The sequence below is a fragment of the Spirosoma jeollabukense genome (genome assembly GCF_054777855.1).
Genome location: NZ_BAAHAD010000001.1, coordinates 155,620 through 171,306, shown reverse-complemented (window position 1 = coordinate 171,306; position 15,687 = coordinate 155,620). Strand labels below are relative to the sequence as shown.

9 protein-coding genes are annotated in these 15,687 nt (G+C 49.8%); 2 read left to right on the top strand and 7 right to left on the bottom strand.

Features of this window, described 5'->3' with window-relative positions; all coding sequences use genetic code 11:
- Positions 1 to 154: 154 nt before the first annotated feature.
- Together ACYVEA_RS00650 and ACYVEA_RS00645 are read right to left on the bottom strand one after the other, a co-directional pair.
- Positions 155 to 2,371 (bottom strand): bifunctional alpha,alpha-trehalose-phosphate synthase (UDP-forming)/trehalose-phosphatase, encoded by a 2,217-nt coding sequence (locus ACYVEA_RS00650; RefSeq protein WP_461111362.1) that lies wholly within the window; start codon positions 2,369 to 2,371, stop codon positions 155 to 157.
- Between the two features lie 78 nt (positions 2,372 to 2,449).
- Complete coding sequence (locus tag ACYVEA_RS00645; RefSeq protein WP_461111361.1) at positions 2,450 to 3,595, bottom strand: alpha-amylase family protein; 1,146 nt, start codon at positions 3,593 to 3,595, stop codon at positions 2,450 to 2,452.
- A gap of 481 nt (positions 3,596 to 4,076) precedes the next feature.
- On the opposite strand from ACYVEA_RS00645, the gene ACYVEA_RS00640 reads away from it, so the two are divergent.
- The gene (locus tag ACYVEA_RS00640; RefSeq protein WP_461111359.1) at positions 4,077 to 4,922 is read left to right on the top strand and encodes a helix-turn-helix domain-containing protein; all 846 of its coding nucleotides are present in this window, start codon (positions 4,077 to 4,079) and stop codon (positions 4,920 to 4,922) included.
- 80 nt (positions 4,923 to 5,002) lie between these two features.
- Positions 5,003 to 6,127, top strand: coding sequence for an FAD-dependent monooxygenase (locus tag ACYVEA_RS00635; protein ID WP_461111357.1), 1,125 nt, complete (start codon positions 5,003 to 5,005; stop codon positions 6,125 to 6,127).
- A 162-nt stretch (positions 6,128 to 6,289) separates the two neighbouring features.
- Here ACYVEA_RS00635 and ACYVEA_RS00630 read toward each other — a convergent pair whose 3' ends face one another.
- The 5 genes from ACYVEA_RS00630 to ACYVEA_RS00610 all read right to left on the bottom strand — a co-directional run bounded on the left by ACYVEA_RS00630 (position 6,290) and on the right by ACYVEA_RS00610 (position 15,604).
- Complete coding sequence (locus tag ACYVEA_RS00630) at positions 6,290 to 6,652, bottom strand: hypothetical protein (RefSeq protein ID WP_461111355.1); 363 nt, start codon at positions 6,650 to 6,652, stop codon at positions 6,290 to 6,292.
- Positions 6,653 to 7,184: 532 nt separating this feature from the next.
- On the bottom strand, positions 7,185 to 8,762 hold the full coding sequence (locus tag ACYVEA_RS00625; RefSeq protein WP_461111353.1) for an FG-GAP-like repeat-containing protein: 1,578 nt from the start codon (positions 8,760 to 8,762) through the stop codon (positions 7,185 to 7,187).
- 85 nt (positions 8,763 to 8,847) lie between these two features.
- Positions 8,848 to 10,653 carry a RagB/SusD family nutrient uptake outer membrane protein gene (locus ACYVEA_RS00620; RefSeq protein WP_461111352.1) on the bottom strand — a complete coding sequence of 602 codons (1,806 nt, stop codon included), beginning with the start codon at positions 10,651 to 10,653 and terminating at the stop codon, positions 8,848 to 8,850.
- 21 nt (positions 10,654 to 10,674) lie between these two features.
- Positions 10,675 to 14,307, bottom strand: a complete 3,633-nt coding sequence (locus tag ACYVEA_RS00615; RefSeq protein ID WP_461111351.1) for a SusC/RagA family TonB-linked outer membrane protein — start codon at positions 14,305 to 14,307, stop codon at positions 10,675 to 10,677.
- A gap of 190 nt (positions 14,308 to 14,497) precedes the next feature.
- A complete protein-coding gene (locus ACYVEA_RS00610) occupies positions 14,498 to 15,604 on the bottom strand; it encodes a FecR family protein (protein ID WP_461111350.1) in 1,107 nt (368 codons plus the stop codon).
- Between the last annotated feature and the right edge of the window lie 83 nt (positions 15,605 to 15,687).

Below are 15,687 nucleotides of genomic sequence, written 5' to 3'. Positions count from 1 at the left end.
TTTCGCCCGGAACCGTGCCACGGTTCAACTAAGCTACCTGGAGAACCGTGCCACGGTTCCGAATGAAAGCCATGGACTCAAAAACGATACGTATCAGGTAACGCCAAAGCCAGTGATTAAGAACACTGGCTTCTTTATGGTCGGTGGTTCTGGATCAGACGGCAACCAGGGCTTCACTCATGCGCCTGAGCAGTATTTCGACGTCCTGTTGCCGGGCCAGTCGATACCGCGCAAACGACATGCCGGGGCCTACTTTCATCGTATACGCCCAGTTTGGTAACTGCCGAAACATATCCTCATCGGTGGTGTCGTCGCCAATGCTGACAATAAAATCGTAGGGCTTTTGATCAACAAGTGTGAGCGCAACCGTCCCTTTGCTATGTTGAGCGGGTTTCACTTCCACGACTTTGTTGCCCTGAATAACCGTTAGTGGAATGGACGATGCCACCCGACGTAGCTGCGTTGACAGATCAATAGCCTGTCCTTCAATATCATCACTCTCAACCATGCGGTAATGCCAGGCGATAGCCGTTTCTTTCTCTTCGAGAAACGATCCGGGAAAGCGATCCACAAAGTAATTCATGGTTGAACGCACCGGATCGACCCAGTCGTCGGTCGATAAATCGAGCCGCTCCCAGGGATGGTCCGGTTTTTTCAGAAAAGCCCCATGTTCGGCCACCAGGTGAACGGGAATGCCCGCAAAGGTCTTCTCCAGAAACGATCGATTCCGACCGCTGATGACCACTACGTCACTGCTGTCGGCCAGATTTATCAATATGGTTTGCAGGTCTCCGGAAGGGCGGGCGTCGGCTGGATCATTGACAATAGGCGCCAGGGTTCCATCAAAATCAACCAGAAGTAATCGCTTCCGAGCGTCGGTAAACGTAGCAATAAATGGCAGAATAGGCAGGTCGGTTTCCAGGTCGGTTGGGTTATTGATCATATCGTTGAGGGCAGTAAGAAAATCGTGACTCCACCGGAAAACGTTGTGGTTTTGCAAATGCATCCGCATCTGCACCAATCGTTTTTCCTGCTCGGCCAGCGGCATAAGTAATGCCTGTAGGATAGCATCGGCCACTTCCTGGGTGTCGGTTGGGTTAATAATGATGGCGTCGGGTAATTCCTGAGCAGCTCCCGCTAATTCGCTCAGAATCAACACGCCTTTGTGGTCATGACGACTGGCTACGAACTCCTTGCAAACCAGGTTCATGCCATCACGCACCGGCGTGATCAGGGCAACGTCGCAGGCGGTGTATAACGCCATCAGCTCCGTAAATGTCAGCGACCGATAGGAGTACACGATTGGTCGCCAGCCGATGGTGCCAAACAGCCCATTGATACGTCCGACCGTCTCTTCGATCTCCCGTTTAAGTTCCTGATACTGCCCGATCTTATCGCGCGATGGCACCACAGTCATAACAAAAGTCACCTTGTCGTGCCAGTCTGGATGCTGAAGCAGAAAGCGTTCGTACCCCAGCAATCGGGAGGTAATCCCTTTCGTGTAATCGAGCCGATCCACTGAGAAAATAATTTTGTTGTGCCGGAGCAAATTCTTGTAATGTTGCTGAGTCGTAATGACCTCGGTATCCTGTCCGCTTATATTAAATTTATTAAAATCAATGCTGATCGGGAAGTCCTTGACAAAGGTGGAGCGGTTGGGTAAAACGATACGTTGATTGATAATGGGCAGGCTCAGCACCTCCGCCACACTCTGCAGGAAATGCTGGACATAATCTGTCGTATGAAAACCAACGACATCCGCGCCCAATATCCCTTCGATGAGCGCCTGCCGCCAGGTTCGGGGCAACAGTTTTATGATTTCGTAAGTCGGGAACGGAATATGAAAGAAGTAGCCAATGGTGATGTCCGGCATGGCCTGCCGCAGCAAATCGGGCAGTAGCATCAGTTGAAAATCATGAATCCAGACCAAATCACCGGGTTCGATCAAAGCGGTCAGTTCTTCCAGAAAGCGGGTGTTGGCCTGTTTGTAGCTCTCAAAATCGTGTTCTTTAAAAGACGCATAGGAGGGGAAGTAGTGAAACAGAGGCCAGATCAGGTCGTTGCTAAATCCTTCGTAAAAGCCCTTGTGAACGGCTTCATCCATAAAGACCGGGTGCGCGACGAACGTATCGTTTTCCAGGGCCGCTGCGTTAATCTGCTGCAACGACGTATCGCCATGCCCGATCCAGTGAATTTTGGTGGCTGAATTTTCCTGCGACGGCCCCATCTGTTCGGCCATCGACAACACGGCGGAAACAAGGCCACCCGAATTCTGGTGGAGTTCGGGTCCTTCATCCGTCTGTTGAATGGAAAATGGCAATCGATAGGAAACAATAAGTAATCGTTTAAACGAGGATTTAAACGTCTGCATGGCGTTGATGCGCTACTGAGCGCCCAGTGTATTCTCACAATATACGCATCAACGCCTTAAAAGGGGCTTAAGTAAATCTTAGAAACTCCTTAGAATCTCCCCCGAATTGCCAGGTTGAGCCTGTCGGCCAAATAATTCACGTAGTACGGATGAGAAATATTCGTCGTACATACAGTCCTCCCGGTAGGTGTTAATAGGGATCTTAGTCAATTGATTATCAGGGTAATAACTGCCAGGATTTTCGTTTGTTGAAACGGGTAGGGGCTCGCTGTCCTGTGGCGTATTTTGCGTAGCCGTATTGCCGATAAACGGTTTGTTCGCCAGTTCGTGCTCGACCAGCAGGTAATAGTGAGTACCGGTTTGGTCTGTTAATTGATCCGTATAGGCCCGGATCTCCTTTAAAATTTGTTCAGAATCGGGTAAAGTATACACCGCATTCAGCCGGAGGGCGTCAATGTGAAAATCACGGAACCACATCAGCGCACTGTCAATGACGTATCGACGCCCAGCTCCCCGATGGCTATCAGTAGCAAAGGTTGACTCACGTTGACTCGCCTTTTGTCGGTTGGACTGGTGGAACTTAAGATAGGCATTCTGCTTGCTGATCTCGGTATAGTTTATATCCAGAATAACGGCAATGCCTTCATAGTGACAGGCATTAACCAGGTGATGCAACTGATAAGGTCCGCCGTAGCTGGCGGGTGTGGCATACAGGAACAACTCGTTCGGCGAAGCGGCAATCGATGAATCGGACTTTATCAATAGTGCGTTGATGCCCCGTTTTTTCAACTGGCCCACCTGTCTGACAACAGCGTCGTACGTCCCTTTGGGGCTGAACTTACGTACGTCGAGTTCATATACCGTGTAGTCATCGAGGGGTGGGTTAACCCAGCAGGAATCTTCCCAGTAGAATTTGTTTGTATCTACCGCCTGAGAAGGGCCATACACACCCTGTGGCTGGAACAGCGAGGCCGGATCGGCGTATACCTTCTCATCGTCAAGCACAAACGTATACGTATCGCCAGGTTTCAGCTGATCGGTTTCCAGGTGCCAGTACCCCGAATGATCGCTTGTCAGGGGAAAGTTGGTAGCGTGATCATTCACCGTCAGGGCTACCTGTTTGGCAAGCGGAGCCCATAGAACCACCTTGGCCTGATGGTCTGGAGAAAACGTAACGCCAAGCGTCCGGCTGTTTATATCGAGTTGATTTTGAATAGTTTTCATAAATTGAGTATCGTTGATGGACTGTCTGCTCATATAACAGAAATTCCCGGATATTAATCCGTTTTCGGATCATCTGACCAAGCTGCCAGGCTTGAGAAACCAATCGTTCAGGGCTACTGGCGTGAACAAAATGAGCGACCGTATGAGACGAGTGATCAGGCTGCCTGAGTCCTGAAGTCAGGGTTGCCATCAACCAAAAGACGCCGGGCCGCCTTAGAATGGGCTTAATCAATTATTAGAAAGTCCTTAGAACGAAGTGAATTTACCATACTAGCTGTTAACTGGATTGCTGCCCTGCTCTGACTATATTTACTATCAATCAAGTGATTGTGTCTGTATTTAATGACAAAACTATGGCTACGTTTGATAAATGGGCCATGCAGTGTACAGACCCAAAAGGTTAGCGAAGTGCCCTCAATGGTATGGCCATCTGATAGTGAAAACAATGCGTAAAAAAACTACATCCATCCCCGTAAACTATATGACGAACGAGTTCGGCGCAGCTATTTCCATCGAACGATTAGCTATGAACGACTTACTCGCTTCGGATCAGGCAACCTTAAACGGGGGAGAGGAGGCAACATCAGCCCATCGGCACGACCGCCATTCGTTCTTCCTGCTCGAAAGCGGAACCGTTCACCTTGAGGTCGATTTTCAGAAGTACGCGATCGAGGCACCGTCTGTCATTTACATTCATCCGGATCAGGTGCATAGTACGGTAACCACAAACGATGTTACTGTTAGCAGTTGGGCCATCGACAATGAAAAGCTGAATCCTGAATACCTGAAATTGCTAGAAGAGATCAGACCTGCAAAGCCACTAGCGCTGGACAAAGAAACGTTTTCTCTTTTTGCCGAAACGGTATCGCTTTGCATCAAATTTGGCGGACGAAAAAACGACAAACTCTGCCATTCCCTGCTAAAAGACAGCTGTAACGCCTTGATCGCACTCGTGATCTCCCAATATTTAGCGCAGTCGAAATCAGCTGACAAACTGTCCCGGTTTGAGGTTGTCACCAAAGCCTTCCGGGAAAAACTGGAGCGTAATTACAGGACGATCAAAAAACCGACGCAATACGCTCAAACCCTCCATATATCGACCCCTTATCTAAACGAATGTGTTAAAAACACAACCGGTTATTCCGTTTCATATCACATACAGGAACGTATTATTTTAGAAGCGAAACGCCTGCTTTATTATTCCAAAAAATCAGTAAAAGAAATTGCTACTGAATTGGGGTATGATGATTACCCTTATTTTTCCCGACTGTTTACTAAAGTTACCGGAATGACTGCGCTAGCGTTCCGAAACAAAAACCTCGATTAGTCCAATACTTACGTCGTATTGCTGTTTTCCACTCTTTCCAGGCGATGTTCCTTTGCACCGTCAGATAAACGCGTATAAAAATGGAATCAGCAAAAGAGAAAAAAGTGCTCATCTCGGGTGCAAGTATGGCCGGACTTTCTACGGCCTATTGGACGAACAGGTTAGGCTACCAGGTAACGGTTGTTGACATCGCAAACGAACCCCGAACGGCCGGGGCAGCTGTCGATATAAAAGGGCCGGCCTCAGATGCCGCTAAGCGTATGGGCATTTTTGAGCAGTTAAACGCAAACCGGCTGACTGTAGAAAGGATAGAATTTAAAAATGCCGATGATGGTACAGAAGGCTCGATCGTACTACAAAACGAGGGTGAAGAATTTCCCAATGATGACATCGAAATTGAACGGGATAAATTTGTGCGTATTTTATTCGATGAACTGAAAGACGATGTTGAGTTTGTTTTCAACAACAGCATCACGGCCTTAAGCGAAACAAAAGACGCTATAAACGCTACGTTTAAAACCGGTTTGCAGCGGCCATTTGACCTGGTGTTTGGCTGCGACGGAATCCATTCGGCTGTACGGAAAATCTGGTTTGGCCACGAAGTCGAGTATAGCCATTTTCTGGAAGCCTATTTCTCGATTGTCATCGTAAACAAATTGTTGGTCAAACAGAAAACAATGCAAATGTATGGTGTGCCAGACAAGAGTATTATGCTGAATGCCTACAACAATAAAACCGACATCATTTTTTGTTTCAATTCAGAGAAAGAAATTCCTTACGATTATCGTGATGAGGAGCAACAGCGGAAAATCCTTTTGGAACAGTTTGCCGGGTTAAGCTGGCGAACCGAAGAATTACTGGACGAAGTGCGGCATTCGAAACGCTTTTATTTCGATAAATTCTGCCAGATAAAAATGCCGTCGTGGACAAAAGGTCGAGTGGCGCTGGTGGGCGATGCAGGCTATTGCGCTTCGCCCGCTGCGGGAATGGGGGCATCGTTGGCAATGTGTGGAGCGACTGCCGTAGCCGATGCGTTGGAAAAACACAATGGGGATTTTGACTTGGCGTTTCTGGAGTACAATCAAAACCTGCGTCCGTTTATTGAGGAAGTTCAAGCCAATGCCGAAGTCAACGTAAGGGAAAATTTTATTCCCAGAACCGACGAAGCGATTCGGAAGAGAAATGCCCTGGAAATACCCTTTTAAAAGGGTATTTCCAGGGTCGGAACAATGAATTTACCTCGAAATCTAACTGGCTGCGCACCAGCCAGAAACCGATCAACGTATCGCTGAAAGGAGTAACGTTGGCTACAACAAATAAGTCCTGGCCATCGCCAGGACTTATTTGTTTACTTAATAGACTTTTACTTAGCTGGCCAGGAAGTTGATGGCCTGTTTCAACGTTCGTTCATTGCCTGTTTCAGGATCGTTGTAAGAGCGTTCGCCCACCTCGATGGTGATTTCTTTACCAATGAGTTGTTTGGTATCCAGCTCTTTTCCTGCCTTGGCTTCGATGCCTGCCATATCAAATAAACTGATGATCGCTGGCATGCCCGCCGGGGACTGGTAAAAGCGGTGCGAGATATAACCCTCCTCATTTTCGAACCGAACCGCAAAAAACGGAATGCCCTTGTATTCGCTCGATCCTTCCTCAATATCTGTGATGGTTACCGTTTGCTGGCCATCTTCCAGTAATGTCTTATCCTGTCCTTTTTCTATGGCGATTTTCATACCGTTGATTCTATGTTTTGTTTATATTATAAACAGGCGATCAACGTATTTGTTTAACGTCTTTGGCATAGAAATAAAGGCTTTTTGGCTAATGAGCAGCCTGATTGCCTAATTTCATATATTTTACTTGTATGGGTAAAGGGGAAATCATCCATTCATTCTGTGCTTAAGCGAAAACCAGGCCGCTGTGGATTCACCCGGTAGTCGCGTGGGTATGAACCAGGTATTTGCTACGTTCCGCAAATACGTTCTTTGAAAGCGGTGCAATCAGGAGAGATAGGTGGCGATTCGACACAAGAATGATACGTCCAGATTAATAGGGAATTCTAAACGCCCTATTCGGTAACGGATCTCGCTTCCGGAAGAAAAATAAAGTGATAAATAGAGTAGCTTCTGTTTCACGGTACACAATAAAAGGAGATATACCGCGTTTATAAATCATTAAGCGTCTCAAGCCCCGATGGTCTCCAACCATTGGGGCTTTTTTGTGTTACGCCGATAGAATCGAACAGCCAGGCAATCAGACTATTACCTATTGGCGTGACCTGAGACTGGCTGACAGGGCTCCTTTCTGTTTCGATGAGTATGTATTATTTTGTAACACAATGAATGGCAGATAACCATTCCAGTTTGGGGTGAAACCGACTTCATTCAGAAACCCCTGCGCGTAATTTCCAAGCGCAATATCCAGATCGCCATCGTGGTCCCAATCTTTTACGTCCATGCAGATCCAGCGCCCATAGGCATTGACGGGAACTGTGTGGGGAATAAAATCCAATGTCTTTTTCTGCTCAAAATAAATGAACGTTTCGGCGGGGTTCTTTTTCAAATCACCGAAAAAGGCGATGGTAGCGATGTCCAGGTCGCCATCCTGATCAAAGTCATCGGCAACGGCTTTGGTACAGCCGTTAATCGGATAAAAGTAGGTCTGCTTATAGCGATTATTGCCCTGATTGGTGAAGAGATAAACACCGTGAAACCGCTTCAGAACCCGCGAATAATCGCTGTTGTCGCCACACGTGTACAGTATATCCAGCCGTCCGTCTTCGTTGAAATCCACCAACTGAAAGCTGGTTGAGCCATAAACAGGCGGAAAACGGAGCAGATTTCTATCCGTGAAACCTCCCTGCTGATCGTTTGTAAATAACCAGATACCCTCATCGGCGTGAGCGAACAGGGCCATAAAATCCAGCCAGCCGTCGTGGTTGAAATCGCCCGGAATTACCTGTGTAGCGCCGGGTACATCTTTAATAATAACTTTCTCAAAATGGTGATCGGCTCGTTGCTTCAACCCGTATAATCCACCCGAATTATGCCCAAATCCGCAAACGATCCAGTCTGTCAGGCCGTCTTTGTTAAAATCACCGGCAGTCGATTGAATAGGGCGGGGGAGTTGACTGGCTAACGTAACGGGTGCTGACGTAGTGGATTTTTCTAACCCCATTTCCAGTAGTTCACCAGACGGCTTATCAACAGCCAGCATCGTTCCAATACAGGTTAGCATCGCTCGTTGAGAACCGGTGCCGTTACGGATAAAATCTACCTGAACAGCGGGCGAGGGCAACGTTCGAATCAGGGTTGGTTTCAACGCAGCACTCCATTGATAGAGAGCCGGATCGGTTTCCTGGCTGGTATAAATCTGACCATTCGTAGAATCAATAGCGACCATCGTCGTAGTCGCAATTTCGCGCTTGATTTCAGCCGGTTTTATCAGGTTGAAGATTGACCAATCGTTGACTAATGGAGCTGGTGGAGTCGCTTTTTTTGGTTTTTCGGGTGCGAGTTTTTCGTAATAAGCCACCAATTTTGTCCAGTCTGCCTGGGATATGGCAGCATTGGGCGGTTGATAATAGTGTGTTTTCTGCCAGACTTCCAGCCCCAGCCTGGGCGCCATTGCGGGCAGGACGTGCTTGCTCCAGGTTTCTTTATCCAGTGCGTCGGGTGTGACAAGGGAATGGCACGTACTACAATGTTGCTGCGCTAATTTCTCGCCTTCAGCAGTCGTCGGGTCATTGTCGGTCGTCGACGAATCCGTGCTGGACTGGCAACTGGCCAGACTCAACAAAGCCAAAAGCCAACCGTAGTGAAAGAGAAATAATAGGCTTCGCATGAGTTGAGTATTTCCTAAATCAAAACTTCCCGAAAGTTTAAACTTTCGGGAAGTTTTATTGGCAAAAGTTGATTGATAAGACAGATTAATTATACCCCGGATTCTGCGTCAGCGACGACTTGCCGCTCGACGTACTTAGGTCGATTTGACGCTGTGGGATCGGGTAATAATCGTTTTTTCCGGCAACAAAACGACCTCCCCGAATATCCGTCGTTATGGTCCCTTCGTACGCAAAATAGTTATTCAGGGTTGGTTCTGCGATGCCCCAGCGTACCAGGTCGAAGAAGCGGTGCCCTTCTGTCGCTAATTCAAGTTTGCGCTCGAAGTAAATCGCGTTCAATGCCCCCGTTTTGCCTAAACTGGCGAATTTGCCCGCCGGATAAACGGCAATCTTGTAATTGGCTGCGGGCGTCGTTGAGTAGCCTGACAGGGGCGCAGCGTCATTGGCATACCTATATACGAAATTCACCGGATTAGCCGCTCGTGCCCGTACCTGGTTTACATACGTTTGCGCCTGCTCCAGATTACCCAGTTGTGCTTCTACTTCGGCAGCCATCAACAATACGTCGGCATACCGGATGACGTTGTAATTGATCGCCGTGCCCGGTGCCCAGGAATGCTGATCAGAGTACTGATTCTGGGTAGCCTGCATATAAATGTTCTTCTTCGGTGAATAAGGTCCCGCATACGTCTGCCCCGGGCTCCGAATCCAGGCGGCACCGGGGTGGTTACCCCAATCCAGATAGGGAATACCCCGGCGGCCAATAGTCCAGTCAATTCGAGGGTCCAGCGGGTCCGTATCCGGCGTAAAGGGCTGATCAGATGAAATGCCCTGATCACTTTTCACGGGGTGATTGTCGTACTCATTCAGGTACGGTAACCCGGTGGCATCGGTCCGGTAGGAATTAGCCAGATCCTGCGAAGGCTGGAAGAAACCACAGCACCGGAAGGGACTGTTCCCATACGGGAAGTTCAGCATGTCGCCCTGATTCGCATTCGCAATAGTGCCTGTTCCGTCGTTAGCCACCATCTGAATCTGAAAAACGGATTCTGAATTATTCTCCGTAGCCGCGTCGAAGTTGTCGTGGAATCTGGTTACCAGCGCATACTTCAGGCCATTACTGGTAACACCCGAACTGATTACCTGATCGAATAGCGCTTTTGCCTCCGCGTATTTATGCTCGTAAAGATACGTCTTGGCGAGATACGTAGTGGCGGCCCATTTATTTACCCGGCCTATATCCGACTGTGTAGTCGGCAGGTTGTCGGCGGCATACTTGAAATCGGCCTCAATTTTGGGCCAGATATCCTCCGTATTGGCTTGCGAACTTGTTTCCGATGTCTCCATGGTTTCGTCAATCCAGGGCACTTTGTTCCACATCCGCTTCAGTTCGAAGTAATAATGGGCCCGCAGAAAACGAGCCTGTGCGGCAATGCTGGTCTGGTTCGCAGCGGGTATGCCCGTCGACTGCGACAGTACCCGCAGGACCGTATTTGCTCGGTTCACGCCCTCGTAAACCGTCCGCCATTTGCTGTTGAAATACCCGTTGCTGGCATCCGCCGTGAACTTGGCAATGGCATCGATAGCGGGCTGGTCGCTACCATCACTGCCTTTGTGGGCTTCGCCACCGGCAATGCTGCCGTATACCCAGTTGCTGGGGGAGGCCTCCCAGGCATTGCCACTCGCCAGGTTTAGGGCCGATCCGTTATTGTACTGACCATCCAGAGCCGCATACGCGCCGGTAAGTAACGCATCCAGCCCGCTAAGGGTGGTCAGTGTTTCTCCGCTCAGCGCACCCTGAGCCGGTATGTCCAGACTTTCTTTACAGGCATTGAACGTCAATCCAACGGTCGTAACGGCTAGGATTGCGATATACTGTGGTATTTTCATGATTTGTCGAGTTAATACGTATTAAAACGTCACATTCAGGCCGAACAGGAACTGGCGCTGGTTTGGATAAACCCCTTCATCGATACCAAATGAGGTCGTGTTAGAGAAGGACTGATTCAAACTGCCGCCCGAGCTGTTGTTGGTGTTCGCCGTTGTGCCAATTTCAGGGTCCAGACCCGAGTACTTCGTGATGGTGAACAGGTTAGCCGACTGTATATACACCCGCAGCCGCTCGATACCCAGTTTTTTAAGGGTAGCTGGCGAGAGGGTATAGCCAAGCTGGGCGTTTTTGGCCCGCAGATACGAACCATTCTCCACGAAATAGGAGTTCGGAACGCTGGCCGAACTGAACGAGCCGACGGTTTCCTGAATCGGGGCTTTGGCGTTATGATTTTCCGGCGTCCAGGAGTCATACAAAGCCGTCTGGCTTTTTGCTCCCTGGAAATTCGCGTTGAAGTCAGTCCACCATCTGACGTTGTTCCAGATATCGTTGCCCTGCGTTCCGTAGAAGAAAATGCTGAAGTCGAATTTCTTATACGAAGCGCCCAGATTCAGGCCGTAGCTGAACTTCGGGTTCGGATTACCCAGATACGTCCGGTCGGCTTCTGTGATCTGACCATCCCCGTTGATATCGGCATACCGGAAACGACCTACCGCTACGTCATTCTGGTAAACAGCACTGGCATTGCCGGTTTTTTGCTGCACCTGGGCATTGGCCGCATTGATTTCTTCCTGCGAATTCCAGAAACCAGCCGTCTTGTAGCCGTAGAATTGGCCGATCGAATGGCCTACCGCATTGCGAACAATGTAGCTACCGTTGAACCGGCGACCTTCCTGATCGAAATAATCGATTCCCTCCGCCAGCGACACAATTTTGTTATTGTAGGTGGTGAAGGTCAGCGTACCGGTCAGTTTCAGATCGCGGTTTACGTTGATCGAGCTGGACGCGGCAATGTCGAGTCCCTGGTTTCGCATCCGGGCCACGTTGACAGCCGGGGCGGTACCCAGACCCGCCGTTCCGGCCAGTTCGAGCGTATACAGCAGATCGCGCACCTGTTTGTTGTAGTAATCGACCGTCAGGTCCAGTTTCCCTTTCCACAGGCTGGCGTCGAACCCGATATTGGCGTTGATGTTCTTTTCCCAGCGCGCATCCGGGTTGCCGATGCGGGTCCGCTGAACACCCGCTGAATTCGACTGGTTAGACCCCGTAATGGCGTAGAAAGACGATGTCCGATCGGGGCCATACGTAGTAAACGAGTTTGCCGCATCGACATTCAACTGGTTTCCCATGACCCCGTAGCCCCCGCGAATTTTCAGATCATTCAGCCAGGTTAGCCCACTCATGAAAGACTCCTGCGAAATCCGCCAGCCCGCACTCACCGCCGGGAACCAGCCATACTGATAGTTGAGGAACCGCGACGAGCCATCCCGGCGGATGGTGGCGCCAAGCAGGTATTTGTCTTTCAGGCTGTAGTCGACCCGGCCGATCAGCGAAAACAACGCATCGCGGTAGTTGTTGCTGTAGTTGGTCGGCGTGCCAAAACCGGTCGACAGGTTGGTCGTGTTTGGATCGAACGACAGGTAACTCTGGGTCGTTCCGCCCACGTTCCGGCCCTGATTCTGATACGCTTCCGTGCCTACCAGTACTTTAAGATCGTGTGTGTTGTTGAAGTTGTGCTGATACTGCACTGTATTGGTCCACGTCCAGTTCGACCCGTTGAAAGTATTTTCGGTATAGGCGTTCGTTGGCGTGTTTTCCTGGTTTTCATAGGTAGGGAATGAAAACGAATGGAAATTACCCATGAACAGTTCGCCCCCAAAGCTGGTGCGGGCCGTGAAATCTTTCAGGAAGTCAATCTCGGCGTACATATTTCCAAACAGCCGGTTGCTCAGCCCCCGGTTGTTGACGGTCCGTTGCTGAATGGCCACCGGGTTGTTGGCATTTCCCAGTCCCTGTCCAAAGCCACCGGCATAGTTGCCCATGATGTCATAGACCGGTATGATTGGCTGCTCCCGGAAAGCTATCCCGATGGCACTTCCTTCCTGCAACGCATTTACCCGCGGGTTATCTGATACCGAAAACGCCAGATTTTCGCCCACCCGGATGTTCTCCCGGATGTTGTACTGGCTGTTCGATCGAATCGTGTACCGTTTCAGATATGTGTTGATCAGTGTACCCTGCTGGTTGAAATAGTTGAACGAAAACAGGTAGTTGCCCTGTGGGCCCCCTCCGCTAACGGCCAGGTTATGGCTCATGATCGGCGCCGGTTTGAAAATCTCGTGGAACCAGTCCGTTCCGCTTTTGTTAGCCCGGGTAATGCGATAAAATGCATTGTACTGATCCTGGTTGGTGTAGTTCGGATTGACATTGTACCGGGACGGGTCAACGGACGGATCGCCTTCGTGTGCTCCCTGTGGGGCAATGTAGTCCGGCAGCACCGGCGTCGTGCCACTTCCATACAGCGGGTCGTTGATGGCAACACCCGGATTGGAATTCCGTGTCGCATTGAATTTCAGCTGTGCCGTTTCCTGTGGATTGAGCAGGTCCCACACATTACCCCCTTTCGGGATCTGGGTTCCGTAATACGCGTCGTATTGCACCTTTACTTTCCCATTTCCGCGCCGTGTCGTGATAATTATCACGCCGTTGGCCGCCCGAGACCCGTAGATCGACGCCGAACCGGCATCTTTCAGTACCTGCATCGACGCTACGTCATTCGGGTTGATGTCGTTGATGTTTTGCGTTGGTACGCCGTCGACAACGTAGAGTGGCTGATTATTGCCAAACGTATTCAAGCCCCGGATACGGACCTGAGGAGCTTCCCCCGGCTGCCCCGACCCGAGAACCGTAACCCCCGACGCCCGGCCCTGCAACTGGTTGGTTATCTGCGAGGTTGGCTGTTGCTGAAGTTCCGCTACGTTAACAACGGCCACGGCCCCCGTCAGGTCTTTTCTCCGCTGTGTACCATAACCGACGACAACCACTTCATTGAGTGATTTCACATCCGAAGCCAGTTGAATATCAGGCAGCGTTGCGCGGTTGTTGATAGCCACCTCCTGCGTGGTGTAGCTGATCGACGAAATAACCAGCGTTCCATTTCCGTCGGGTACGTTCAGCGAAAACCGTCCTTCGGCGTCCGTTGCGGTACCGAGGTTGCTGGTTCCTTTCAGCAACACCGTAGCGCCGGGCAAACCAGCGCCTTTCTCATCGAGAACCCGGCCCGTGACGGTAATGGGCGGAACGGGTTTTTCGACGTTTGGGCCGCTTCCAGCTGGCACCTCCGATGCGTTGGGCACCCGTTTCAGAATAATGGCTTTGCCCCCTACTTCATACGAAATAGAAACGGGTGCCAGAATCGCATCGAGTACGTCGGAAAGCTTCTCGTTCCTGAAGGTCAGCGCCCCGATCCGTTGCTGAGTGAAGATGCGGGGATTATACATGAACTTCACATCAGCTTCTTTACCAAGGCGGGTAATAGCCTGTTCAACCGTCAGGTTAGCGAGCTGTAGGCTCACACGCCGATTAAGTAATTCCTGACCATACGTATCATGCGCCCGTGCCATTGAAGCAAACGTCGTTACCACAAAAAACAGGTAAAAACTGACTCGCATAATTTTGAGCAGCCTGTGCTGCTTTTTTATTCGAATTCTCATACTTTTGGGTTAGTTGTCGGTTTATGTCGGCAATAAAATTCCCTTACCCTGCCAGGGGGTGCTTTTTTCGAAGAGAGCAAGTGGGGAATAACTCTGGAGTCAGTGATGTTGACGCATTACTGACTCTTTTTTATTGGGTTTTCATTACGTGTTTTTTCGGTCATAGGCTAAGCAATTGAGTTGAGTAATTTTATGGGCACCCTTTACTACTAATTAAAATTTTACCGTCCATCTGTTCGTGCTGGGCGTCCAGGGTCTGGCAAATCATATTCAGCTTTTCGAAGAGAGGTTCATCATCCAGCGAGGCCGTCAGATAGCAGTTTTTCATGACGTCAGCGTCGAAAACAATCTCGACCCCATATGCTCTTTCCAGTGACGCAAAAACCTTGCTAACGGGCGTATCACTGAACGCGAACATGGCCTGTTGAATGGGCATATCGAGTAACGTTGGTGACTCGACCAGCGATCGCAGCAGTCGGTTCTCGTCCTGATTGAATTGCACCCGCTGATTCGGCGTCAGCACTAAACCAATAAGTTGTTTCGATTCCTGCTTCTCAACCCGTTCTTTATCGGAGCGCGTAAAAACAGACACTTTTCCGGTTTTCACCATCACGTTTACCTGATTTTTTCCGGTGGCCCGAACCGTAAAGCTGGTCCCCAGTACTTTGGTGATCAGATTGTCGGCATACACGAAAAATGGCTTCTCCGGATTTTTAGCGACCTCAAAAAAAGCTTCACCAACCAGATAAACTTCCCGTGTGCTCTGTTGATTGAACTGCTTCGGATAACTGATGCGGCTGTTGGGCTGAAGCAACACCGAGCTTCCGTCGGAGAGCATGACCAGCTGATTTCGGGAAGACGTATTCGTGATTTCCTGTAAAGGCATTTGGGCCCTGGCGACCAATCGCTGGTAAATTCGCGTGGACGTATCGACACCCGGCTGATTGTGTTGCCAGCCAAACCAGCTTATCCCCAGCAGCAGCATGGCGGCTGCAGCCCATTGCCACCGCATTGCCTGGTACCAGGGCACAAGCTGCCTGACTGGTACCTGTTCGGTGGCCTGCATTATTTGCTGAATATTCTGCCGGACCGTTGAGGAGGGTAACGCAAACGTATCACCCTGAATGGCCAGCAGCGTTTCCTGGGCCTTTTTAAACGTAGCGGCTCTGTCGGGGTATACTAGCGGGAACTGCTCCCATTCGTGTGCTATCTCGGGAGTGGACTTGCCCAGCAGCCATAGCCGAAATGACTCATCCTCAAGGAAATCCCGTAGCTCCGAATGGTTAAATGTTTTCATCAAATAGCACTAATTATCTGCTCTTTATACAGACAATTAGCCAGGTGAAAAAATATACCCTCCGTTTTTTAACTTTTTTTAAA